Below are 23,966 nucleotides of genomic sequence, written 5' to 3' on the forward strand. Positions count from 1 at the left end.
GTACGCACACGGTGCGCCTCAACGCCATTGCCGAAGAGGTCATGCGCGTCGAAAGCCGGGCCGACGATCTGCACGAGCAAGGGCTGAAAGACCTGTTCAGGCGGCATGGCGGCAGCGACCCGATGGCCTATCTGATCGGCAGCGAGATCTACGGCCAGCTGGAGAAGGTGGTGGACCGTTTCGAGGACGTCGCCAACGAAATCAGCGGCATCGTCATCGAGAACGTCTAGGCAATGGAAGCCACCATCGCCTTTCCCCTGCTGGTCGGCCTCGTCGCCGTCGCGCTGTTCTTCGATTTTCTCAACGGGTTGCACGATGCGGCCAATTCCATCGCCACCATCGTCTCCACACGCGTGCTCAGGCCGCAATACGCGGTGCTGTGGGCGGCCTTCTTCAATTTCATCGCCTTCATGTTCTTCGGCCTGCATGTCGCCGAAACCGTGGGGAAGGGCATCGTCGACGTCAGCATCGTCACACCGGCGGTGATTTTTTCGGCCCTTGTCGGCGCCATTGTCTGGAACATCGTCACCTGGATTGCCGGCATTCCGTCGAGCAGTTCGCACGCGCTGATCGGTGGGCTGGTCGGCGCCGGCGTCGCCAAGGCGGGCACCGGTGCCATCGTCTGGTCGGGCCTTGGCAAGACGGTCGCCGCGATCGTGCTCTCGCCGGCGACTGGTTTTGTCCTGGCGCTCGTCCTCATCCTTGTGGTTTCCTGGCTGTTCGTGCGCCAGACGCCATTCGCCGTCGACAGCACCTTCCGCGTCCTTCAATTCTTTTCCGCCTCGCTCTATTCACTCGGGCATGGCGGCAATGACGCCCAGAAGACGATGGGCATCATCGCCGTGCTGCTCTATTCGCAAGGCATGCTCGGCACGACGTTCTACGTGCCGCTCTGGGTCGTCCTGACCTGCCAGTCGGCGCTGGCGCTCGGCACGCTGTTCGGCGGCTGGCGCATCGTCCACACGATGGGTTCGAAAATCACCCGGCTCAATCCGATGCAAGGCTTCTGCGCCGAAACCGGCGGCGCCATCACGCTGTTCGCCGCCACCTGGCTCGGCGTTCCCGTATCGACCACGCATACGATTACCGGCGCCATCATCGGCGTCGGTGCCGCCCGCCGCGTCTCGGCGGTGCGCTGGGGCATCGCCGGCAACATCGTCATTGCCTGGATCGTCACCTTGCCGGCGACGGCGGCGATTTCGGCTCTCACCTATTTCGTCACAAACCTGGCAGGCTGACGCGGCGCGCCGAAGCCTATTTGTCCACGAGGTTCAGGATGTTGCCGTCAGGATCCTTGAACCATGCGACCTTCATCCCGTAGCCGACATGGATATCGCCTTCCAGCGTCAGGCCGGGCATGTCGTAATGCTCGAAGGTGACGCCCTTCGATTTCAGCGCTTTGACGACATTGCCGATCTCGCCGCCAACCATCCAGGTCACCGCTGTCGCCTTGTTGGTTCCGGCAAATTGGGAGTGATAGACGTTGATGGCGGTGTCGCCGCTTCTGTATACAATCAGTTCACCGCCCTCATCGTGTACCTGTGTCAGGCCAAGTGTTCCCTCGTAGAAGGCCTTCGCCTTCGCCAGGTCCTTCACCGCCAGATTGGCCGTTGCGTTGCTGTTTGCGAGCATGGTCGCCTCCTTCTCCGATTGTCGGTCCCGTGCTGATCGTTGAAATAGGTCGCCTCGATTGTTTGACGACCGCCGGCTGGCCCGATTGCTGACCGCACCGGCATTCGATCATCTGGAAGACGTTTAGCGGGGATGAAGTCCGACAAGCCCGGTCGTTTTTCCTGGCACGCCGAGGCAGCCATTGCTCCACGGCTTGGTTCTGTCCGGAAACTGCATTATCTCAGGCGCAAGCTGCGTAAGGAAAAACTGCCATGTCCGTCACCAAGGAAATCGTCACCGAGCGTCTGAAGACGGTCAACGGGCCGGACTTCACCGGCAACATCGTTGACCTCGGCATGGTTTCCGAGATTTTCATCGCTGATTCGAAAGTGTTCTTCTCGATCACTGTTCCGGCTGCCCGCGCGCAGGAGATGGAACCGTTGCGCGCCGCTGCCGAGCGCGTCGTCAAGGCTATCCCCGGCGTCGCCGGCGCCGTCGTGGCGCTGACGGCGGAGAAAAAGGGGGGCGGCATGGAGGCGCCGGTGCCAGTGCGCCCCGCACCCAGGCCAGCGCCGCCGGCTCAGCCCGCCGCGCCGCGCCCCGCTCCGCACGCTCCAGCCTCGCAAAGCTCGGGCAAGCGTGGCGTGCCCGGCATCGAGGCGATCATCGCGGTTGCTTCCGGCAAGGGTGGCGTCGGCAAGTCGACCACCGCTGTCAACATCGCGCTTGGTCTTGCCGCGAATGGCTTGCGCGTCGGCGTGCTTGACGCCGACATCTATGGCCCGTCCATGCCGAAGCTGCTCAACATCCACGGCCGGCCGCAGACGGTTGACGGCAAGATACTGAAACCGATGGAGAATTACGGCCTCAAGGTGATGTCGATGGGCTTCCTCGTCGATGAGGAGACGCCGATGATCTGGCGCGGCCCGATGGTGATGTCGGCACTGACGCAGATGCTGCGCGAGGTCGAATGGGGCCGGCTCGACGTGCTCGTCGTCGACATGCCGCCCGGCACCGGCGACGCCCAGCTGACCATGGCGCAGCAGGTGCCGTTGGCCGGCGCCGTCATTGTCTCGACGCCGCAGGACCTGGCGCTGATCGACGCCCGCAAGGGCCTCAATATGTTCAAGAAGGTCGACGTGCCGCTGCTCGGCATCGTCGAGAACATGAGCTACTTCATCGCCCCGGACACCGGCAAGCGTTATGACATTTTCGGCCATGGCGGCGCCCGCCGCGAGGCCGAACGCCTCGGCGTCACCTTCCTTGGCGAGGTGCCGCTGGAAATGGGCATCCGCGAAAGCTCGGATGCCGGTGAGCCGGTCGTTGTCTCCAAGCCCGACAGCGCCACGGCGAAAACCTATCGCGACATCGCCGCCAAGGTCTGGGACAGGGTCAATGAGGAACGCGGCGCGGCCGAAGCGGCGGTGCCGAGCATCGTCTTCGAGTGATTTCTGCCCTTCATGGGCTCAGCCGCCGACTTTCTCGCCAAAATTCGAGAAGAACTGCCCGGCCAGTTTCTTGGAGGTCGATTCGATCAGCCGGCTTCCGAGCTGGGCGATCTTGCCGCCGACTTCTGCCTTGGCCGCATATTTCAACACAGTGACATCCGGCCCGTCCGCCGTCAGCGTCACGTCGGCGCCGCCCTTGGCAAAGCCAGCAATGCCACCCTTGCCTTCGCCCTGGATGGTGTAGGAATGCGGTGGCTTGAGGTTCTTCAGCGTCACTTCGCCGTTGAAGGTCGCCTTGATCGGCCCGATCTTCAATACCACTGTCGCGGTCATTTCGGTTGGTGACTTCATCTCGAGGGTCTGGCAGCCGGGGATGGTTGCCTTCAAAACCTCGGGATCGTTCAGCGCTTCCCACACTTTTTGCAGGGGTGCGGCAATGCGCTCCTCGCCTTCGATCACCAAAGCCATGAAAACCTCCCGACAAGACTGTCCGAAGGCCTAACGCACGGCTGGGTGCGTGTCTATCGCACCAAAGTCCCGATTCAGATCGCGCCTGCCCCTTGCCTGCATCCGCGCGTTGTCATATCGATTTGTCATACAAATACGGAGACCATGATGGCTGGCGCCCCCACAGGAAAGAAGAAATTTCGCTCGCAGGAGTGGTTCGACAACCCCGACAACCCGGGCATGACGGCGCTCTATCTGGAGCGTTACCTGAATTACGGGCTGACGCGTGCCGAGCTGATGTCGGGCAAGCCGCTGATCGGTATCGCCCAGACCGGCTCGGATCTGTCGCCCTGCAACCGGCACCATATCGAACTCGCCAAGCGCGTGCGCGAAGGCATCGTTTCGATGGGCGGCATTCCCTTCGAGTTCCCCTGCCATCCGATCCAGGAGACCGGCAAGCGCCCGACCGCGGCACTTGACCGTAACCTCGCCTATCTCAGCCTGGTCGAGGTGCTCTACGGCTATCCGCTCGACGGCGTCGTGCTGACCATCGGCTGCGACAAGACCACGCCGGCGCTGCTTATGGCGGCGGCCACCGTCAACATTCCGGCCATCGCGCTGTCGGTTGGCCCGATGCTCAATGGCTGGCACAAGGGCAAGCGCACCGGCTCCGGCACCATCGTCTGGGAATCGCGCCAGCGCCTGTCGGCCGGCGAGATCGGCTATGACGAATTCATGGATATCGTCGCCTCCTCGGCGCCCTCCACTGGCTACTGCAACACCATGGGCACCGCCACCACGATGAATTCGCTGGCCGAGGCGCTCGGTATGCAACTGCCCGGCTCGGCCGCCATTCCAGCGCCATACCGCGAGCGCGGCCAGATTTCCTACGAGACCGGCAAGCGCATCGTCGAGATGGTGCATGAGGATTTGAAGCCCTCCGACATCATGACGCGCAAGGCCTTCGAAAACGCCATCGTCGTCAATTCGGCGATCGGCGGCTCCACCAACGCGCCGATCCACCTTAACGCCATTGCCCGCCATCTCGGCGTGCCGCTCGACAATGACGACTGGCAGGCGATCGGCCTCAAGGTGCCGCTCATCGTCAATCTGCAGCCGTCGGGCGAATATCTGGGCGAAGATTACCATCATGCCGGCGGCGTGCCCGCCGTGATTGCCGAACTGATGAAGGCGGGACTGCTGCCTTATCCCGAAGCCATGACCGTCAATGGCAAGTCGATCGGCGACAATTGCGAGGGCGTCGCCAACGAGAATACCGATGTCATCCGCACCGTTGCCGAGCCGCTGAAGACCAATGCCGGCTTCATCAACTTCAAGGGCAATCTGTTCGAGTCGGCGATCATGAAGATGAGCGGCATCTCGCCGGAATTCCGCGAGCGCTATCTGTCCAACCCGAAGGATCCGGAAGCCTTCGAAGGCAACGCCATGGTCTTCGACGGCCCCGAGGATTACCACGCCCGCATCGACGATCCGGCGCAAGGCATCGACGAGCACACGATCCTGTTCATGCGCGGCGCCGGCCCGGTCGGCTATCCCGGCGGTGCCGAGGTCGTCAATATGCAGCCGCCGGCCTATCTCATCAAGAAGGGCATCCACGCGCTGGCCTGCATCGGCGACGGCCGCCAGTCGGGCACGTCGGGCTCGCCGTCGATCCTCAACGCCTCGCCGGAAGCGGCAATAGGTGGCGGCTTGGCGCTGCTCAAGACCGGCGACCGCGTCCGCATCGATCTCAGGAAGGGCACCGCCAACATCCTGGTCAGCGACGACGAGATCGCCAAGCGACGCGCGGCGCTGCAGGGCAATGGCGGCTATCACTATCCCAAGCACCAGACGCCATGGCAGGAAATCCAGCGCGGCATGGTCGACCAGTTCGACCAGGGAATGGTGCTGAAGCCGGCGGTGAAATACCAGGATGTCGCCCACACCAGCGGCGTCCCCAGGGACAATCACTGATTGCTCCGGGGGCAATCATTTGATTGCTCCGGAGAACAGTATCTGTGCGCAAGTACTTACATTAACGACAAACGGCGGCTTGATCTGGATCAAGCCGCCGTTTGTCATCCTTGACAAGCGCGCCCAACAAATCCACGATCATGACCAAGGGGTGCATCGCGACGACCCCGTGAGGCGTCAGCCCAACGTTCGCGTCCAAGCTTCTCTATCAGGAGGTGGACGCCATGCCGTCAACAACCGCTATCACCCTATCGCAACTGTCCCGTCTGGTCGGTCTGCCGGGTGCGCCCGTCATCATCGATGTTCGCATCGATGAGGATTTCGACGCCGATCCGCGCTTGCTGCCGGCCTCATGCCGACGCAATTTCAAAACCGTTTCGACATGGGCCCCCGATTTCGCCGGCAGGCAAGTCTCGGTCGTCTGTCAGAAAGGTCAAAAACTCTCGCAAGGCGTGGCCGCATGGCTGCGGCACGAGGGAATTTCCGCTGAATCCCTCGAAGGCGGCTTCGAAGCCTGGCGCGACGCAAATGGGCTTTTGATCCGCACCGAAAATTTGCCGCCGCGCGACGAAAAAGGCCGCACGGTGTGGGTGACGCGGTCGCGCCCAAAGGTCGATCGCATCGCTTGCCCCTGGCTGATCCGGCGTTTCGTCGACCCGCACGCGGTCTTCCTGTTTGTCGAGGCGGCCGAGGTGGCTGCCGTGGCCGACCGCTTCAAGGCCGTGCCTTTCGACATCGACACTGTGTTCTGGAGCCATCGCGGCGAACGCTGCACCTTTGATACGATGATCGAGGAGTTCGGGCTGGAATCAGCCGCGCTCGATCGCCTTGCCTTGATCGTGCGCGCCGCCGACACTGCAAGCCTCGACCTTGTGCCCCAGGCCGCCGGCTTTCTGGCTGCCTCGCTCGGCCTGTCGCGGATGTTTCGCGACGATCTGGAACAGTTGGAAGCAGGCATTCTGCTTTACGATGCGTTCTTCCGCTGGTGTCGAGACGCCACCGAGGAAACGCACAACTGGCCCAGCGCAGGCAAACAGTCATGAGTGCTGTTGTGCCTGCCCATAGGTCGGGCAACGTCGAGGCGCCGGCTGCGCCGACCTTTGCCGAAGCCGTGAAGGTCTGGGCGAAGATCGGACTGCTTAGCTTCGGCGGACCGGCCGGGCAGATCGCCCTGATGCACAGGGAATTGGTCGAGGAGCGGCGCTGGATCGGCGAACAGCGTTTCCTGCATGCGCTCAACTACTGCATGCTGCTGCCTGGTCCGGAAGCCCAGCAACTCGCCATATATATCGGCTGGCTGCTGCACAAGACACTCGGCGGCCTCGTCGCCGGCATCCTGTTCGTCGTGCCCGGCGCGATCGTCATGCTGATCTTGAGCAGCCTCTACGTGCTCTATGGCGATGTGCCGCTCGTCGAGGCGCTTTTCCTCGGGGTGAAGGCGGCGGTGCTTGCCATCGTCATCGAGGCGGTGATCCGCATCGGACGGCGCGCTCTGAAAAACCCAGCCATGGTGTCGATCGCTGTTGCCGCCTTCATCGCCATCTATGCGTTGAATGTGCCGTTTCCACTCATCATCCTGCTGGCGGGCCTGACAGGATGGCTGGGAGACCGCGTTGCTCCCGGCCTGTTTTCCGGATCCGCGCATGGCAAGGGTGCGGTCGCCGATAGCAAGGGTGCGGTCGACCTGATGTTCGAGCGCGGCGAACTGACCCATGTCAAACCGACCAGATGGCATGCACCGCGCACAGTCGCCATCTGGCTGCCGATCTGGCTCGGGCCTGTTCTCGTGATCTGGTGGTTCACCGGTTCTGCCAGTGTGTGGACCGAGATAGGCAGGTTCTTCAGCCTGATGGCGGTCGTCACTTTCGGCGGCGCCTATGCGGTGCTGGCCTATGTCGCGCAGGCAGCCGTCCAGTCCTTCGGCTGGCTTGCGCCTGGCGAAATGGTCGATGGTCTCGGGCTTGCCGAAACCACGCCAGGTCCGCTCATCCTGGTGTTGCAGTTTGTCGGCTTCATCGCCGCGTTCCGCCACTCCGGGTCACTGAACCCGTTGCTTGCCGGATCGCTTGGAGCGCTGCTGACCTTGTGGGTGACGTTCACGCCGTGCTTCTTCTGGATCTTCCTTGGCGCGCCCTATATCGAGGCGCTGCGCGGCAACAGGGCATTGTCGGCCGCGCTCGGCGCGATCACCGCCGCTGTTGTCGGCGTCATCATGAATCTCGCTCTGTGGTTTGCCTTGCACGTCGTTTTCCGTGAGGTGCACGCAATGAGCCTCGGCATGAATGTGCCGGTGCTCTCGTCGATCGACTGGCGCGCGGCGCTGCTTTCCTGTGCCGCGATGATCGCCATCCTGAAGCTGAAGATCGGCATGCTGCCGACGCTCGCCGGATCGGCCCTGGCTGGTGTTTTGCTGCTGGCGGTAGGTGGCTAATGCATGTCGCCCAAAAGTGAACTCGGTTTTGGGAGAACGACATGCATAAAACAAAGACCGCCTGCCTTTGTATTCCGCCTGCTGACCACTTAAGTGGTTGAAAAACGGATTGGAACATCATGGCGCAACGACGCTCTTCCCTCGGTTTTCTCGGCATGTTCGGCCGCTCGGGTGATCTCAGGCAGCTCGACGACGCGCTGCGCGGCGCCGACCTGCATCCTGCCCTTGTGCCGGAAGGGGTAAAACTCACCATCGTCAATCTGATGAAGGATCACTGGCCCGACGAGCCGCCCAGCCAGGCCTATCCGGACGTGGCGCGGCTCTTCAGCTATTGCATTGCCGGACCGGAAACCTTCGAACGCTCGCATGGCTTGCAGCAGCGGCAGGACGTGGAGCGCCGGATCGAGGCCGCGGTCGAGGCCGGCGACAGTTTCGATGCGCAAATCGTGCTGATGGCGCTGCACGCCAAGCTGATCAACGCCGAGGTCGTTGAGCGTTTCGGGTTGGCCTCTGAATAACTTGTTCCGACGAGCGCCTCAGCCGCCCATATTGGCGCGCGGCAGCTTGATCATGTCGCCGAAGCGGGTGCGCAATCTGTCGTCGAGCAGTTTTGGGACATGGCGCGGAAAACGCTCAGCAAGCACGCGCTTCTTCTCGATGATCGCACGCTGCAAGATGTCGGGCCGGCCTTTCTCGTTCCATTCCTTCGGCGAAAAGCGGTCGCCGACGGCCGGATAGAAATATTCGGTCTGCATCAGCCTGAGCGTCTGCTCGTTGCCGAGGTAGTGGCCCGGGCCATTCAGGCAGACCTCTGCGATGGTGTCGATCGACAGCGATTCATCTGACACCTCGATGCCGCGCACGCAGCGCAGGCAGTGACCGAGCATGTCATTGTCGATGATCAGGCTTTCCAGGCAGAAGCCGAGCAGCGAGGCATGCATCCCGGCGGATTCGTAGACGAGGTTGAGCCCGGCAAGGCCGGCCATCACGTCGGTGATGCCTTTTTCGTAGCCGGACTGGATGTCGGGCAGTTTCGAATCCGTCATGCCGGCGGCCGAACCGCCCGGCAGATCGTAGAATTGCGCCATCTGCGCGCAGGCAGCGGTCAGCACCGCCTGCTCGGCCGAGCCGCCCGACATGGCGCCGGTCCGCAGGTCCGACACGAACGGCCAGGTGCCGAAGATCGCCGGATGTCCCGGCTTGATGGCGTTGACATAGACAAGACCGGCCAGCACTTCGGCCACCGCTTGCACCACGGCGCCGGCAATCGCCGCCGGAGCGGTCGCGCCGGCTTGTCCGGCCGACAAAAGCAGGATCGGGATGCCTCCGTCGACACAGGCCTCGAGCACGCCGCAGGCGTCCTCGGCGAACTTCATCGGTGGCACGACGAAGCAGTTCGAGTTCGACACGAACGGCCGTGCGCGGAAATTTTCCTCGCCGCCGGCGATGGCATAGAGCATTTCGAGCGCCGGCTGCACGTTCTCGCGCACCGTGAAAGAGGTGCCGACATGCTTGGACGTGCCCATCACGCAGGCGTAGAGCGTGTTGAAGTCCATTTCGAGCGGATCGGGAATGTCGCGCGGCACCATTGGCCGCTGGAAGAAATGGATGTTGTCGAGCCCTTCGACGAGGCGGGCCGCGTCATAAATGTCCTGCAGCAGCGATTCGCGATATTCGCGCTTCTCGACATCGACCAGATGGACCGCGGCACCCGCCGTGCCGTAGTGCACGCGCTTGCCCTGGATCAACATGTCGTGTTTGGGATCCTGGCCGTGCAGGGTGAAATTGCGTGCCGCCTTCTTGATCGTGTCGAGCACCAGCGCGCGCGGAAAGCGGATACGGCCGTCATCGCCATAGGTGGCGCCGGCCTTGGTCAGCGCCTCGATGCAGGAGGGGATGGCATTGGCGAAGCCGACGGTCTCCAGCAGCGTCAGCACAGCCTCGTGGATGCGTTCCTGGTCATGGTGCTTCAGCGGTCCGTAGCTGCCGCCCTCGAGGCCGGCGCGTACCGGCTTGATGTCGTCGGCCAAGGGCGCTGCCCGCATGGCGCGACGCGCTTCGCGTCCACCGGAGCGGCGCGAGCGTTGATCCGCCGCCGCTTCCTGCTTTTCAAGAACCACTGACATGGAGACGCTCCACCTTTTCTCGGAAACAGGGCGGCGGTTGGTCCACCATCGGCTGCTTCTGCCCCTTTATGCCACGACTATGCCGCCGGCATTGGCACAGCCTATGGGCCAGCCTGTCCGGTTGCATGTGCCAGAGCTAAAGGAGCCGGAGCCACTGCTGGTGGCTCCGGTGAAAGGCGATCAGGCGGCAGCGGGCCTGCGTCCAGCGGCCGTGGCCAATTCGCGGATGCCGGGTTCGATGTGCTGCAGCGCGATCGAGGAAATGCCCAACCGCATGAAACGCGAAGGCTTTTCGGTGCGGTCGAAGAAGCGGTCTCCCGGCTCGATGATCACGCTGCGCGAGGCGGCGGCCTCGGCCAAACCGCGGGAATCGGTGCCGCGTGGCCCTTCGAGCCAGAGCGATGTGCCGCCGGCCGAGTCGGTCGAGCGCCATTCCGGCAGGAAGGCGGAAATCGCATGGACCAGGCGCTTGCGCCGCTCGTCGAAGGCGCTCGACAGACGCCGCACCAGTGCCTCGTGATGGCCGAGCGACAGGAACAAAGCGACGGCGCGCTGGTTGTTGGCCGGCGGATGGCGCAGCATGAAACGGCGCAGTGCCCTGAGCTCGGAGATTAGTCCAGCAGAGGCGACGATGTAGCCTAGCCGCAGGCCGGGAGCCAGCGTCTTCGACATCGAGCCGACATAGACGACGCGGCCTGAACGATCGAGGCTCTTCAGCGCCTGCTGCGGCGCCTCGTCGAGAAGCTGGCTGTCATAGCCGTCCTCGATGATGATCTGGTTGTGCCGGTTGGCGCGCGCCAGAAGATCCTGCCGCCGCTCCGCCGACAACGGCACCATGGTCGGGCAATGATGGCTGGGCGTGACGAAGACGAAGCCGGAATCATTGGGGATGGAAGAGCTTACGATGCCGGACTGGTCGACCGGCACCGGCTGGATCTCGGCGCCCGCTAGCCGGAAGATCGAGCGTGCGTCGGGGTAGCCAGGATCTTCCATCGCCACCTTCGAGCCCTTGGTCATCAGCAGCGTCGCCAGCATGTAGAGCGCGTTCTGGGCGCCAAGCGTGACGATGATCTCGTCGGGATTGGCGAAGATGCCGCGCCGCGGCAACAGCCGCGCCTGGATCTGCTCGATCAAGAGCGGATCGTCGCGGTCGACCATGTCGGACGCCCAGTTGCGGATTTCGAGCACGGCCAACGCCATGCGGTTGCACTCGCGCCACTCGGCGGTCGGGAACAGCGCCGGGTCGAACTGGCCGTAGACGAAGGGATAGGACGACTTGATCCAGTTCTCGTGCTTGGCCGGCGGCGGCATGTCGCTGGCGGCGATCTGCCGGCGTGCCTTCCAGTCGATCTCGTTGGCCTGGTCAGGCGCCTTCTGGTGCGGCTTGGCCGGTGTCGCCAGCACGTCGGGATTGACGAAATGCCCGCGCCGCTCGCGCGCCACCAGGAAACCCTGGTCGACGAGCTGCTGGAAGGCCAGCACCACGGTTCCGCGCGCTACGCCGAGTTTTTCGGCCAGGATTCGGCAGGAGGGAAGTGGCATCGAAGCAGCGATCTGCCGGTCGAGAATGGCGGCCACGATGGCTTGGCGGATCTGCGCCTGCAGGGTCTGGCCGGATTCAGCCGAAATCCGGAACAGGCCGGACCATATCGCCGTGTCGTTTCTCTGTGGCATGGAAGATGTTCCTCGATGGCCAGCTTTTTTCGCTTGGCTGGACCAGTGGAATGTAACGGTGGCACAAGGGGTTGCGCCAATCAATTTTTCTGATCTTTGGGATTTATGCCAGTGATCCTTCCGGCCGAAATCGGGCGCTGCAGCCTCCCGGATCGACACATTGTGTCATCGCATCGTGATGCGATGCGGCATCGCCGCGTATTGACCGCACGGAGTTCGGCTCAATAGTTGTGCCGCGACGACACGCGCCGGAAACATCCGGTCTGATATGGTGCATCCAAAACGCCAGGAGCTACCCGCCAGTGGATAAGTCAGCCTTCCAGAAACAGCTTGCCGCCTTGCGCGACCATCGCGCCGCGGCACCTGCCAGCATGCGCCAGGCCTTCGCCGCCGATCCGCAGCGGTTCCATACATTCTCCGCCACCGACGACAATTTGTTGCTCGACTGGTCGAAATGCGCCGTCGACGCGACCACCATGGATCTGCTGGAAAAGCTCGCTGGCGCCGCCGATCTCGAGGGTCGCCGCGCCGCCATGTTCGCCGGCAAGAAGATCAACATCACCGAAGACCGCGCCGTGCTGCACACGGCGCTGCGCAATCTCAGCGGCAAGGGCGTCACGGTCGATGGCCAGGACGTCAAGGCGGACGTGCTTTCCGTGCTCGACGCGATGGGCGCCTTCGCCGATGCGATCCGCTCCGGCAAGGCTGCCGGCGCCACCGGCAAGAAGATCACCGACATCGTCAACATCGGCATTGGCGGCTCCGACCTCGGCCCGGCCATGGCGACGCTGGCGCTCGCCCCCTATCATGACGGGCCGCGCGCGCACTATGTCTCCAACATCGACGGCGCCCATATCCATGACACGCTGAAGGGCCTGTCCGCCGAAACCACGCTATTCATCATCGCCTCAAAAACCTTCACCACGGTCGAGACGATGACCAATGCGCAGACGGCGCGCGACTGGGTGCAGAAGGCGCTCGGCAAGCAGGCGGTCGGCAAGCATTTCGCCGCCGTCTCGACGGCGCTCGACCTGGTGGCCAAGTTCGGCATCGAATCCGATCGCGTCTTCGGCTTCTGGGACTGGGTCGGCGGCCGCTATTCGGTCTGGGGCGCGATCGGCCTGCCGGTCATGATCGCCGTCGGCCCGAGGAATTTTCGCGCCTTCCTCGATGGCGCCCACGAGATGGACGAACATTTCCGCACCGCGCCGATCGCAGGGAACCTTCCGGCGCTTCTGGGGCTGGTCGGCTGGTGGCATCGCGTCATCTGCGGCTATCCGGCCCGCGCGGTCATCCCCTATGACCAGCGCCTGTCCAGGCTGCCGGCCTATCTGCAGCAGCTCGACATGGAATCGAACGGCAAGGGCGTCACCCTCGACGGCACGCCGGTGACGACGCCGACCGGGCCTCTGGTTTGGGGCGAGCCCGGCACCAATGGCCAGCACGCCTTCTTCCAGCTCCTGCACCAGGGGACGGACTTCATCCCGGTCGAATTCCTTGCAGCGGCCGTCGGCCACGAGCCCGAACTCAAGCACCAGCATGATTTGCTGCTCTCCAATTGCCTGGCGCAATCGGAAGCGTTGATGAAGGGCCGCACGCTGGACGAGGCGCGTGCGCAGATGCTGGCCAAGGGCATGAAGCCGGCCGATGTCGACAAGATAGCGCCGCATCGTGTCTTCTCCGGCAACCGGCCTTCGGTGACCATCCTCTATCGCAAGCTCGACCCACGCACCTTCGGCCGGCTGATCGCGCTCTACGAGCACCGCGTCTTCGTCGAGGGCACGCTGTTCAACATCAATTCCTTCGACCAATGGGGCGTCGAACTGGGCAAGGAACTGGCGACCGGCCTTTTGCCTGTCGTGGAGGGCAAGGAAAGTGCCGCCAAGCGTGACGCATCGACGGCTGGCCTTGTGGGATACATCCACCAATTGCGTGGTTCGGAGTGAAAAATTTGGCAGACATCAAGGGCATACTGTTCGACAAGGACGGGACACTTGTCGACTTCAACGCGACCTGGCTCGGCGTCGCCGATTTCATGGCCATGGATGCCGCCGACGGCGATCGCTGGAAGGCCGACAGGCTGCTCGCTGCGGCCGGCTTCGATTTCGCCAACAGGCGCTTCAAGCCCGACTCGATCTTTGCCTCCGGCACCAATCTCGACGTTGTCGAACTCTGGTTTCCGCGCCTGTCGAACGAGGACCAGATGCTGGCCGTCGCCCGCTTCAACGAGATCACCTCGGTGCAAGGCTCGACGATGGCGGTGGCGCTGCCGGGCATCGTCGACACCTTGGCGGCGCTGCACAAAAGATCCTACCGGCTTGGCGTTGCCACCAATGATTCCACCAGCGGCGCGGAAAAGACCTTGGTCACGCTCGGCGTCGCCCAGTTGTTCGACGCCGCCTACGGTTACGACGCGGTGGCCAACCCCAAACCCGCGCCCGACACCATCCAGGCCTTTTGCGACCTTACCGGACTGAGAGCGGCGGAGATCGCCATGGTTGGCGACAACCGTCACGATCTCGAAATGGCGCGCGCCGGCGGCTGTGGTCTCGCGGTAGGCGTGCTCTCCGGCACCGGCACGCGCGAATCGCTGGCCGAGATCGCCGACGTCATCCTGGATTCGGTTGCCGACCTGCCAGACTTTCTTTCGGCGCGAGTCAGGGAGACGGTCTAACCGCCAGCTCGGTCTCGAAGCGAAAGACGCCGCTCGGCCTTGGGGCTGCGTCTTTCGCGTCGCCGAAATCCGGCACCGCGTATTCGGCAAGCAGCCGCAGCCGTGAACGCGGCAGACAGGCCCGGCCCGGATCGCCCACCAGCACCTCGATGCCGGCGGCGAGGCAGCGGTCGAGAAAGGGCATGACGCGCTCAGTGACGTCCTGCCCGTAGAAGACATCGCCGGCGAGCACGAGGTCGACCGCCGGTGGCGGACCTTTCGTGATGTCGTCTCCGAAAACGGTTATGGAGACGCCGTTCGCCGCCGCATTGAGGCCGATCGCGGCGACGCCATTGCGATCGATCTCGGCCGCGATCACCTCCCGCGCGCCGGCCTTGGCAGCGGCAATGCCGACAATGCCCGAGCCCGCGCCGAGATCGAGCACGCGACGGCCTGCCACGCAAAGCGGATGCTCGAAAATATGGCGCGCCAGCACCGCGCCGCCGGCCCAGATATAGGCCCAATAGGGCGGCTGTGGTTCCGGCGTATCTTCGTCAGTATCGTTGTCGTCTTCAGATCCGAGAAGCCGTCTCAACCCGCTGCCTGGATGGGCGGCGTAAAGCCTGATTTCGGGAAGCGCGGGCACGCTGACAAGGCGCATGTTCGCCTTGATGAATTCGGCCGGGTCGAGGCGCGAGTCCCGATTGAGCGCATTGTCTTCAGCAGCATCCACTATTCGCGCAGCGCCCGCCGCAGGATCTTGCCGACCGGCGTCTTCGGCAGTTCGGTCCTGAACTCGATGTATTTGGGCCGCTTGTAGCCGGTCAGGTTCTCGCGGCAGAAAGCGGTGATCGCTTCAGCGGTCAGGGCCGGGTCCTTCTTGACGATGAACAGCTTCGGCACTTCGCCGGAATGCTCGTCCGGCACGCCGATCGCCGCCACTTCGAGCACGCCCGGATGCATCGCCACGACCTCCTCGAGCTCGTTCGGATAGACGTTGAAGCCCGAGACCAGGATCATGTCCTTCTTGCGGTCGACGATCTTGGTGTAGCCGCGCTCGTCCATGAAGCCCATGTCGCCTGACTTGAAGTAGCCGTCCTTGGTCATCACCTTGGCGGTTTCGTCAGGCCGGTTCCAGTAGCCCGCCATCACCTGCGGTCCCCTGATACAGATTTCGCCGACCTCGCCGAGCGGCAAATTGTTGCCGTCGTCGTCACGGATAGCGATTTCCGTCGAGGGCAGCGGCAGGCCGATCGTGCCGGTGAAGTCGCCGGAACTGAACTTGTTGGCCGTGGCCACCGGCGAGGTTTCCGAGAGGCCGTAACCTTCAGTGACAGGGCAACCGGTCAACGCCTTCCAGCGTTCGGCGACGCCCTTCTGCACCGCCATGCCGCCGCCCAGCGTCAGCACCAGCGGCTTGAAGTCGAGCTTGCGGAAATCCTCATTGTTGAGCAGCGCGTTGAACAGCGTGTTGAGGCCCGGAAAGACATGGGTCGGATACTTTGCCAGTTCCTTGACGAAGCCGGGGATATCGCGCGGGTTGGGAATGAGCACGTTGCGTGCGCCCTGCTGCATGCCCATCAGAGCGTTCACCGTCAGCGCGAAGATATGATAGAGCGGCAGCGCGCAGATGAAGTTTGGGTGCGCGGGTTTCGGCTTGATCGTATAGGCGTCTTCCATCCACTGCGCGTTCTGCACGACATTGGAGAGCACATTGCTGTGCAGCAGCGTAGCGCCCTTCGACACGCCCGTGGTGCCGCCCGTATATTGCAGGAAGGCGACATCGTCGGCTGCAACCTTGACCGGCTTGAAGCCGCCCCCGGATCCCGCTTTCACCGCCACGTTGAACTTGACATGCCCGGGCAGCGACCATGCCGGCACCATCTTCTTCACGCGGCGCACGACGAAGTTGACGATCGTCCCCTTGAGGCCGCCGAGCATGTCGCCCATGGCCGCCACCACAACATGCTTGACCGCGGTCCTGGCGATCACCGCCTGCAAGGTGTTGGCGAAGTTTTCCAGGATGACGATGGCTTGTGCGCCGGAATCCTTGAGCTGATGCTCCAGCTCGCGCGGCGTGTACAGCGGATTGATGTTCACCACGACATAGCCGGCGCGCAGGATGCCCATCATCGCCACCGGATATTGCAGAACGTTAGGCATCATCAGGGCGACGCGAGCACCCTTTTGCAGCCCCTTCGATTGCAGATAAGCACCGAAGGCCGCCGACAACTGCTCGACATCGGCGTAGCTGATGGATTTGTCCATGCAGGTGAAGGCCGGCTGGGCGGAAAATTGCTTGCAGGCGCCGACCAGGAAATCGCCGATCGAACTGTAGGGCAACACACCGATTTCGGTCGGCACATTTTTTGGATAGCTCTTGAGCCATGGTTTTTCGGGCAGGCCGGCGGCAAGTTCCGTGAGTGCCTTCGGCAGCCGCTTGGTGGCCTCGACGGGCTTCGCGGCGGGCGCGGCTTTCGGTGCCACAGCTTTTTTGGCTGCTGCTGCCTTCGGCGGCACTGCCTTCGTCGCGGCGGTCTTTGGCGAAGCGGTTTTGGCTACCGTTTTAGCCGGGGTGGATTTTGCTGCCGGTTTTGCCTTCGTGGGTGCGGCCTTGGCCGCGGGCTTCGCTTGCACGTCAGCGCCGGCGGCTGGCTTCGAGGCCGCCTTGGCTGATGCTTTTGCCGGCGCCGTCGTCTTCGATGCTTTTGCCACCCGTTCCTCCCTCGATATTTCGTGGTCGCCTGTGCCGCGCCGCCTCCGAAATGACAGAGACGTCCTCCGCTGCCGCCAGCATATCCATCTATGTATTGCCTCTATCGGCGGCCGTGCAAGTCTTGCCCCTGCGGCAAGGCGCCGAAAGATTTGCCGCCGAAAATCTTTCCCGCCGGCGACACTTGGAACAGGTCTCTTCCACATCCGTGGCCGGAGGAAGACGGGACGTTGCGTCGATGTCGCCAGATGCCGGATCAATAAAAAAATGCGGTCGTTAATAATATCGTGAATGGAAAAAACTGCTAATTTTTTCTGCCATTTAGCAAAATGGCGGATTTTTTTCCTGCTTCCCGCGGGGTAAGCAAACGGGGTGTTCCAAAGCCGTAAAAACGGTGCTTATATGCGCGCTTCGCGAGCCTGATAGAGGGGCTTGGAAGAACATCAGGGAGTGCTCAATGAAAAAGAAACTCGCTTTTGCGGCCGCGTTGCTGGCCGCAAGCGTCCTGGGCGGCATGGCCAATGCAAAGACGCTTGTCTATTGCTCGGAAGCGTCGCCTGCCAATTTTGATCCGGGTACCACGACCGGCGGCAACGATTTCGATGCCTCGTCGCGTACCGTCTATTCGCGTCTGGTCGAGTTCAAGCATGGCGGCACCGAGGTCGAGCCCGGCCTCGCCGACAAGTGGGAAATCTCGGACGACGGCCTGGTCTATACGTTCCACCTGCATCCGGGCGTGAAGTTCCAGACCACCGACTATTTCAAGCCGACGCGCGACCTCAACGCCGATGACGTCGTCTTCTCCTTCGATCGCCAGTTCAACAAGGAAAACCCCTGGAACGGCGACAAGTATCTGCCCAACCTGACCTGGGACTACTACACCGGCATGGACATGCCGAAATACGTCGCCAAGTGGGAAAAGGTTGACGACCTGACCGTCAAGCTGACGCTGACCGAGCCGAACGCGCCGATGCTGGCCAATCTCGGCATGGACTTCGCGTCGATCATGTCGAAGGAATATGCCGACCAGCTGGCGAAGGACGGCAAGATGGCCGATTTCTCGACCAAGCCGATCGGCACCGGTCCGTTCCAGTTCGTCGACTACCAGCTGGATTCGGTCATCCGCTACGCAGCCAACCCGGACTATTTCAATGGCAAGGAGAAGATCGACGATCTCGTCTTCGCCATCACGCCCGACGCGACCGCGCGCATCCAGAAGGTGCTCGCCGGCGAGTGCGATATCGCGCCCTATCCGAATCCTGCCGACATCGGCACGATCAAGGCCAACAAGGACGTGACCCTGATGGATCAGGCCGGCCTGAACATCGGCTATATGAGCTACAACACCACCATCCCCCCGCTCGACAAGCCTGAAGTGCGCCATGCACTCAACCAGGCGATCGATCGGGAAGCTCTGATCAAGTCGCTGTTCCAGGATGCCGGCGCCACGCCTGCCGAAAACCTGATCCCGCCGACCATGTGGTCGTGGAACAAGGATGTGAAGTCCGACGCCTATGATCCCGATGCAGCCAAGAAGGTGCTGGCCGCTGCCGGGCTCACGGAAATCCAGCTCTGGGCTTCCGATCGCGTTCGTCCCTATAACCCGAACTTCCAGCGCGCCGCCGAACTGATCCAGGCCGACTGGGCCAAGGTTGGCGTCAAGGCGGAGATCGTCAACTACGAGTGGACCAAGTATCGCTCGGAAGGCAAGAAGAAGGACCGTCCCGGCGCGTTCCAGATCGGCTGGACCGGCGACAATGGCGATCCGGACAACTTCTTCGCCACGCTGTTCGCGTGCAACGCCGTCGGCGTCTCGAACTACTCGAGCTGGTGCGACAAGGACTTCGAGGACCTGATCCAGAAGGCCAAGAAGACCAGCGACCAGGCCGAGCGTTCCAAGCTCTATGGAGAGGCGCAGGTCGTCTTCCAGAAGCAGGCTCCGGCCTTCCTGCTGGCGCATAGCCAAGTCTACGCAGTCGTGCGCAAGAATGTCAGCGGTTTCATGATGGACCCGCTCGGCATTCACCGCTTCGACGGCGTCGACAAAGCCGAATAAGACATTGAGTGGGGCGGCGCTCTAGGGCGCCGCCCCCTTCGCCATGCTCAAATATATCCTCCACAGAATTGCACTTTTGATCCCGACGCTGGTCGGCATCACTATCTGTGCCTTCGCCTTCGTCAGGCTGCTGCCCGGCGATCCCATCCTTGCCATGGCCGGCGAACACGGCGTGGCGCCGGCTCGTTACGAGGAACTCAAGGAACAGTTCGGCTATAATTTGCCGATCTGGCAGCAATATGCGCGCTATGTCGGCGAGGTCGTGACCGGTGATTTCGGTGTTTCGATTTCTTCCAAGCGCCCGGTGATGGAAGAGTTCAAGACGCTTTTCCCGGCGACGCTGGAACTGTCAATCTTCGCGATGATTTTCGCCATGGTGCTCGGCATTCCGGCCGGCATCTTTGCGGCGATCAAGCGCGGCTCGTGGTTCGACCAGTCGCTGATGGGCACGGCGCTCGTCGGCTACTCCATGCCGATCTTCTGGTGGGGCCTGCTGCTGATCATCTTCTTCTCCGGCTATCTCGGCTGGACACCGGTTAACGGCCGCATCGACCTGCAGTACTTCTTCAAGCCGATCACCGGCTTCATGACCATCGACACCTTGCTCTACGGCAAATGGGATGCGTTTCGCTCGGTATTGCGCCATCTGGTGCTACCGACAATTGTGCTCGGCACCATTCCGCTGGCTGTGATAGCGCGCCAGACGCGCTCTGCCATGCTCGAGGTGCTGGGCGAGGACTACGTGCGGACTGCCCGAGCCAAAGGGCTTTCGTCGGCCCGAGTCATCGGCGTGCATGCTCTGCGCAATGCGCTCATCCCGGTGGTCACCACCATCGGCCTGCAGGTTAGCACGCTGCTCGCCGGCGCCATCCTTACCGAAACGATCTTCTCCTGGCCGGGCATCGGCAGGTGGATGGTCGAATCCATATCCAAGCGCGACTATGTCGTCGTGCAGTCTGGCCTGCTCTTGATCGCCCTTATCGTCATGGCCGTGAACCTGATCGTCGATCTACTCTATGCCGTCATCAACCCACGCATAAGGGCGGCGTGATGAGCCCGTCGACCGAAATCTCCCCAATGGCCGCCGGCAACCCGGACCGCCTCACCGGTCTCAGGACCTTCTGGTATTATTTCTCGGTGAACCGCGGCGCCGTCATCGGCCTGTTCGTCTTCATCCTGCTGGTCCTGGCGGCGCTATTTGCGCCGCTGCTGGCTCCCTATGCACCCGACATCCAGGACAAGACCGCATTCCTGCGGCCTCCGGCCTGGCAGGACGGCGGCTCGACACAATATCTGCTCGGCACCGATCCAGTTGGGCGCGACATCCTCTCGCGGCTGCTCTATGGCGCGCGCTTCTCGCTGCTGATCGGCGCGGTCGTGGTCACGCTGGCGCTCACCGGCGGCATCACGCTCGGCCTGCTGGCCGGCTATTTCCGCGGCTGGGTCGACGTGGCGATCATGCGCGTCATGGACCTCATCCTGGCGTTCCCGTCGCTGTTGCTGGCGCTGGTGATGGTCACCATCCTCGGCCCTGGCCTGTTCAATGCGATGCTGGCCATCGCGCTTGTCCTGCAGCCGCATTTCGCACGGCTGGTGCGCGCTGCCGTGATGGCCGAGAAAAGCCGCGAATATGTCGTCGCCGCCAAGGTCGCCGGCGCCGGCCATGTCAGGCTGATGCTTCGCACCATCCTGCCCAATTGCCTGGGGCCGCTGATCGTCCAGGGCACGCTGTCGTTCTCCAACGCCATCCTCGAGGCGGCCGCTCTCGGCTTCCTCGGCCTTGGCGCCCAGCCGCCGACTCCCGAATGGGGCACGATGCTCGCTTCGGCGCGTGAATTCATCCTGCGCGCCTGGTGGGTGGTGACCTTCCCCGGCCTGGCGATCCTGATCACCGTGCTTGCCATCAATCTGATCGGCGACGGCCTGCGTGATGCGCTCGATCCGAAACTGAGGAGGTCGTGATGGCGCTGCTCGACATCCAGAACCTCGTCGTCGAATTCCAGACAGCGTCCGGTCCGTTCAAGGCGGTCGATGGCGTTTCGCTGCATGTCGACGAGCGCGAAGTGCTGGCGATCGTCGGCGAATCCGGTTCCGGCAAATCGGTCTCGATGCTGGCAGTGATGGGCCTTTTGCCGTGGACAGCAAAGGTCACCGCTGATCGCATGAGCTTCAATGGCCGCGATCTCCTGAAGCTGAGCCCTGCCGAAAGGCGCAAGATCGTCGGCAAGGACATGTCGATGATCTTCCAGGAGCCGATGGCCAGCCTTAATCCCTGCTTCACCGTCGGCTTCCAGATCGAAGAGGTGCTGCGTTTCCATATGGGTATGGACGGTGCGCAGCGCCGGGCGCGCGCCATCGAGCTTTTGCAGCAGGTCGGCATTCCGGAGCCGGCTGATCGCCTGAACTCGTTTCCGCACCAGATGTCGGGCGGCCAGTGCCAGCGCGTCATGATCGCCATCGCCATTGCCTGCAATCCGAAGCTCCTGATCGCCGACGAGCCGACGACCGCGCTCGACGTCACCATCCAGAAGCAGATCCTCGACCTGCTGGTCTCGCTGCAGGCCAAATACGGCATGGGCCTGATCATGATCACCCACAATATGGGCGTGGTGGCCGAGACCGCCGACCGCGTCATCGTCCAGTACAAGGGCCGCAAGATGGAAGAGGCCGACGTGCTGTCGCTGTTTGAATCGCCGAAGAGCAATTACACCCGCGCGCTTCTATCGGCGCTGCCGGAGAACGCCGTGGGCGACCGCCTGCCGACTGTTTCCGACATGCTGTTCGAGCCGGCGCCCTCGGGAGCCGCAGCATGACCAAGGTCGTCGAAGGCAAGAACATCGTGCGCGACTACCATGTCGGCGGCGGGCTGTTTCGCGCGCAGCGCACCGTGCATGCGGTCAAGGGCGTCTCGTTCAGCGTCGACAAGGGCAAGACGCTGGCCATCGTCGGTGAAAGCGGCTGCGGCAAGTCGACACTTGCCCGCATCATCACGCTGATCGATCCCGCGACGTCGGGTGAATTGTTCATCGACGGCAACAAGGTCGACATTGCCAAGGATGGGTTGAGCAAGGAGATGCGCCGCAAGGTGCAGATCGTTTTCCAGAACCCTTACGGGTCGCTCAATCCGCGCCAGAAGATCGGCGACGTGCTGGGCGAACCGCTGCTCATCAACACTGGCAAGCCGGCCGAGGAGCGGCGCGACCTCGCTATGAAGATGCTGAAGAAGGTCGGCCTCGGACCCGAGCACTACAATCGCTACCCGCACATGTTCTCGGGCGGCCAGCGCCAACGCATCGCCATCGCCCGCGCGCTGATGTTGAACCCGAGCCTGCTGGTGCTGGATGAGCCGGTCTCCGCACTCGACCTGTCGGTGCAGGCGCAGGTACTGAACCTGCTCGCCGACCTGCAGGACGAATTCCAGCTGACCTATGTCTTCATCAGCCACGATCTGTCCGTGGTGCGCTACATCGCCGACGATGTGATGGTGATGTATTTCGGCGAGGCGGTCGAATACGGCTCGCGCGAGGAGGTCTTTTCAGACCCCAAGCACAGCTACACCAAGACGCTGTTTGCCGCGACGCCGCGCGCCGATGTCGCCTCGATCAAGGCGAGGTTGGCGAAGAAGAAGGCGGCCTGAGGTCGGTTGCCGCCAGCCAGGGGCAGCTAGACGGGTGCCTCAGGCATCGGCGCCTTTGCGAGCAGGACATTGGCGTGGCCGCGCGGAAAGTCCTCGAGTTGCACCAGCCGCTGAAATCCATGCTTTTCATAGAAGTCCGGCGCCTGGAAGGTGAAGGACGCGAGGTGGATGACATGGCATCCGCGCAGCCGAGCCTCCTGTTCTGCTGCTGCAAGGAGGCGCGAGCCGAGGCCTTTGCCGCGCTCGCTGTCGGCAATCCATAGAGTCTTGATTTCGCACACGCCTGCCCAACTGTGCCCGTGCAGACCTGCGTAGATCGTTCCGTCATTCCTCTTCAGGAAGATCGACAGATAGCGGCCGTCATCGACGCCGGTCGCAGCGACGTTGAAGCCGTAAAGGCCATCTTCCAGGGCGACAATGTCCTCTGGCGTCGGCTCGCTGAGGACAACAAGAGACGTCGCCCCGTTCGCGCTCTCATCATCGGCGTCGCCAGGACCAGTCATGTCACGACAGCTTGGCGATAATCGCGCGCAGCGCTTCGCCGAAGCGGTGGATTTCCTCGACCGTGTTGTAATGCACCAGCGAAGCGCGGATGGCGCCGCTGTCCATCGACAGGTTGAGGCGCTTCATCAGCCGCGGTGCATACATATGGCCGTCGCGGATGCCGATCTGCATCTCGGCCATTTCCTCGACGATCCGCTGCGGTGAGAGCTTGCCGATGTTGAAGCAGAAAGTCGGCACGCGCTCGTTGATGCGGGCCTCGTCGGCAACGCCATAGATGGTCGCACCGCAACCCTTCAGCACGGCGAGCATTTCGCGCGCCAGAAGCAGCTCGTAGTCGCGAATGGCGCCCATGCCGGCGACGATGTTTTCGCGCCGCGAGCGGTTGTTGGAGGGCGCCAGATTGCGCCCGATCAGTTCCAGATACTGCACGGCGGCATCCATGCCGGAGACATTCTCGTAGATGAAGGTGCCGGCCTCGACCTTGTAGGGCGGTTCGTCGGGAATGAAATCCTCGCGAAAAGTCGGCAGCCGCTTCAGTGTGTCGAAGCGACCCCAGAGGAAGCCCATATGCGGCGAGAAATTCTTGTAGCCGGAGCACACGAGATAATCGCAATCCCAGGCCTGCACGTCGATCAGCCCGTGCGGCCCGTAGGGCACGCAGTCGAGGAACACTTCCGCGCCGGCGGCATGAG

General features: G+C 62.7%; 22 protein-coding genes. 14 read left to right on the plus strand and 8 right to left on the minus strand.

Going from position 1 to position 23,966, the window contains the following annotated elements; all coding sequences use genetic code 11:
- Positions 1-230, plus strand: a 230-nt coding sequence (locus AC1DX0_RS11625; RefSeq protein WP_477355418.1) for a DUF47 family protein, incomplete at its 5' end; no start/stop codon positions are given.
- A gap of 3 nt (positions 231-233) precedes the next feature.
- The gene (locus AC1DX0_RS11630; RefSeq protein ID WP_477223122.1) at positions 234-1,238 is read left to right on the plus strand and encodes an inorganic phosphate transporter; all 1,005 of its coding nucleotides are present in this window, start codon (positions 234-236) and stop codon (positions 1,236-1,238) included.
- A 16-nt stretch (positions 1,239-1,254) separates the two neighbouring features.
- Here AC1DX0_RS11630 and AC1DX0_RS11635 read toward each other — a convergent pair whose 3' ends face one another.
- Positions 1,255-1,632 (minus strand): VOC family protein, encoded by a 378-nt coding sequence (locus tag AC1DX0_RS11635; protein ID WP_477223121.1) that lies wholly within the window; start codon positions 1,630-1,632, stop codon positions 1,255-1,257.
- A 251-nt stretch (positions 1,633-1,883) separates the two neighbouring features.
- On the opposite strand from AC1DX0_RS11635, the gene AC1DX0_RS11640 reads away from it, so the two are divergent.
- The gene (locus AC1DX0_RS11640; RefSeq protein ID WP_477223120.1) at positions 1,884-3,059 is read left to right on the plus strand and encodes an Mrp/NBP35 family ATP-binding protein; all 1,176 of its coding nucleotides are present in this window, start codon (positions 1,884-1,886) and stop codon (positions 3,057-3,059) included.
- An 18-nt stretch (positions 3,060-3,077) separates the two neighbouring features.
- On the opposite strand, the gene AC1DX0_RS11645 is transcribed toward AC1DX0_RS11640, so the two are convergent.
- On the minus strand, positions 3,078-3,527 hold the full coding sequence (locus AC1DX0_RS11645) for an SRPBCC family protein (protein ID WP_477223119.1): 450 nt from the start codon (positions 3,525-3,527) through the stop codon (positions 3,078-3,080).
- Positions 3,528-3,674: 147 nt separating this feature from the next.
- Here AC1DX0_RS11645 and AC1DX0_RS11650 point away from each other — a divergent pair, with 147 nt between their 5' ends.
- The 4 genes from AC1DX0_RS11650 to AC1DX0_RS11665 all read left to right on the plus strand — a co-directional run bounded on the left by AC1DX0_RS11650 (position 3,675) and on the right by AC1DX0_RS11665 (position 8,429).
- Positions 3,675-5,480 carry an IlvD/Edd family dehydratase gene (locus AC1DX0_RS11650; RefSeq protein ID WP_477223118.1) on the plus strand — a complete coding sequence of 602 codons (1,806 nt, stop codon included), beginning with the start codon at positions 3,675-3,677 and terminating at the stop codon, positions 5,478-5,480.
- 224 nt (positions 5,481-5,704) lie between these two features.
- Entirely contained in the window at positions 5,705-6,523 is an 819-nt protein-coding gene (locus tag AC1DX0_RS11655) for a chromate resistance protein ChrB domain-containing protein (RefSeq protein WP_477223117.1), read from the plus strand.
- The gene (gene chrA / locus AC1DX0_RS11660) at positions 6,520-7,911 is read left to right on the plus strand and encodes a chromate efflux transporter (RefSeq protein WP_477223116.1); all 1,392 of its coding nucleotides are present in this window, start codon (positions 6,520-6,522) and stop codon (positions 7,909-7,911) included. The genes AC1DX0_RS11655 and chrA overlap by 4 nt, the downstream gene beginning before the upstream one ends.
- A gap of 119 nt (positions 7,912-8,030) precedes the next feature.
- Positions 8,031-8,429 carry a hypothetical protein gene (locus AC1DX0_RS11665; protein WP_477223115.1) on the plus strand — a complete coding sequence of 133 codons (399 nt, stop codon included), beginning with the start codon at positions 8,031-8,033 and terminating at the stop codon, positions 8,427-8,429.
- 18 nt (positions 8,430-8,447) lie between these two features.
- Here the strand turns inward: AC1DX0_RS11665 and AC1DX0_RS11670 are convergent, their stop codons facing one another.
- Positions 8,448-10,037 carry a trimethylamine methyltransferase family protein gene (locus AC1DX0_RS11670; RefSeq protein WP_477223114.1) on the minus strand — a complete coding sequence of 530 codons (1,590 nt, stop codon included), beginning with the start codon at positions 10,035-10,037 and terminating at the stop codon, positions 8,448-8,450.
- A gap of 180 nt (positions 10,038-10,217) precedes the next feature.
- Positions 10,218-11,711 carry a MocR-like pyridoxine biosynthesis transcription factor PdxR gene (gene pdxR / locus AC1DX0_RS11675; protein WP_477223113.1) on the minus strand — a complete coding sequence of 498 codons (1,494 nt, stop codon included), beginning with the start codon at positions 11,709-11,711 and terminating at the stop codon, positions 10,218-10,220.
- A gap of 302 nt (positions 11,712-12,013) precedes the next feature.
- Here pdxR and pgi point away from each other — a divergent pair, with 302 nt between their 5' ends.
- Positions 12,014-13,657 (plus strand): glucose-6-phosphate isomerase, encoded by a 1,644-nt coding sequence (pgi, locus tag AC1DX0_RS11680; RefSeq protein ID WP_477223112.1) that lies wholly within the window; start codon positions 12,014-12,016, stop codon positions 13,655-13,657.
- Positions 13,658-13,662: 5 nt separating this feature from the next.
- Complete coding sequence (locus tag AC1DX0_RS11685) at positions 13,663-14,385, plus strand: HAD family hydrolase (RefSeq protein ID WP_477223111.1); 723 nt, start codon at positions 13,663-13,665, stop codon at positions 14,383-14,385.
- Here AC1DX0_RS11685 and AC1DX0_RS11690 read toward each other — a convergent pair.
- Both AC1DX0_RS11690 and AC1DX0_RS11695 read right to left on the minus strand, forming a co-directional pair.
- Complete coding sequence (locus AC1DX0_RS11690; protein WP_477223110.1) at positions 14,369-15,097, minus strand: class I SAM-dependent methyltransferase; 729 nt, start codon at positions 15,095-15,097, stop codon at positions 14,369-14,371. The genes AC1DX0_RS11685 and AC1DX0_RS11690 overlap by 17 nt on opposite strands.
- Positions 15,097-17,079, minus strand: a complete 1,983-nt coding sequence (locus tag AC1DX0_RS11695; RefSeq protein WP_477223109.1) for a long-chain-fatty-acid--CoA ligase — start codon at positions 17,077-17,079, stop codon at positions 15,097-15,099. The genes AC1DX0_RS11690 and AC1DX0_RS11695 overlap by 1 nt, the downstream gene beginning before the upstream one ends.
- Before the next feature lie 455 nt (positions 17,080-17,534).
- Between AC1DX0_RS11695 and AC1DX0_RS11700 the strand changes: the two genes are divergently transcribed.
- The 5 genes from AC1DX0_RS11700 to AC1DX0_RS11720 are packed head-to-tail and all read left to right on the plus strand — an operon-like array spanning position 17,535 to position 22,770.
- Complete coding sequence (locus AC1DX0_RS11700) at positions 17,535-19,133, plus strand: ABC transporter substrate-binding protein (protein ID WP_477223108.1); 1,599 nt, start codon at positions 17,535-17,537, stop codon at positions 19,131-19,133.
- Between the two features lie 43 nt (positions 19,134-19,176).
- Entirely contained in the window at positions 19,177-20,184 is a 1,008-nt protein-coding gene (locus AC1DX0_RS11705; RefSeq protein WP_477223107.1) for an ABC transporter permease subunit, read from the plus strand.
- A gap of 26 nt (positions 20,185-20,210) precedes the next feature.
- On the plus strand, positions 20,211-21,095 hold the full coding sequence (locus AC1DX0_RS11710; RefSeq protein WP_477223175.1) for an ABC transporter permease subunit: 885 nt from the start codon (positions 20,211-20,213) through the stop codon (positions 21,093-21,095).
- Entirely contained in the window at positions 21,095-21,946 is an 852-nt protein-coding gene (locus tag AC1DX0_RS11715) for an ABC transporter ATP-binding protein (protein WP_477223106.1), read from the plus strand. The genes AC1DX0_RS11710 and AC1DX0_RS11715 overlap by 1 nt, the downstream gene beginning before the upstream one ends.
- Complete coding sequence (locus AC1DX0_RS11720) at positions 21,943-22,770, plus strand: dipeptide ABC transporter ATP-binding protein (protein WP_477223105.1); 828 nt, start codon at positions 21,943-21,945, stop codon at positions 22,768-22,770. Before AC1DX0_RS11715 ends, AC1DX0_RS11720 begins: the two co-directional genes overlap by 4 nt.
- Before the next feature lie 26 nt (positions 22,771-22,796).
- Here the strand turns inward: AC1DX0_RS11720 and AC1DX0_RS11725 are convergent, their stop codons facing one another.
- Together AC1DX0_RS11725 and AC1DX0_RS11730 are read right to left on the minus strand one after the other, a co-directional pair.
- On the minus strand, positions 22,797-23,273 hold the full coding sequence (locus AC1DX0_RS11725; RefSeq protein WP_477223104.1) for a GNAT family N-acetyltransferase: 477 nt from the start codon (positions 23,271-23,273) through the stop codon (positions 22,797-22,799).
- A gap of 1 nt (position 23,274) precedes the next feature.
- Positions 23,275-23,966, minus strand: a 692-nt coding sequence (locus tag AC1DX0_RS11730; protein ID WP_477355421.1) for an aminotransferase class V-fold PLP-dependent enzyme, incomplete at its 5' end; no start/stop codon positions are given.

This window comes from Mesorhizobium sp. P3_A9 (genome assembly GCF_056402975.1).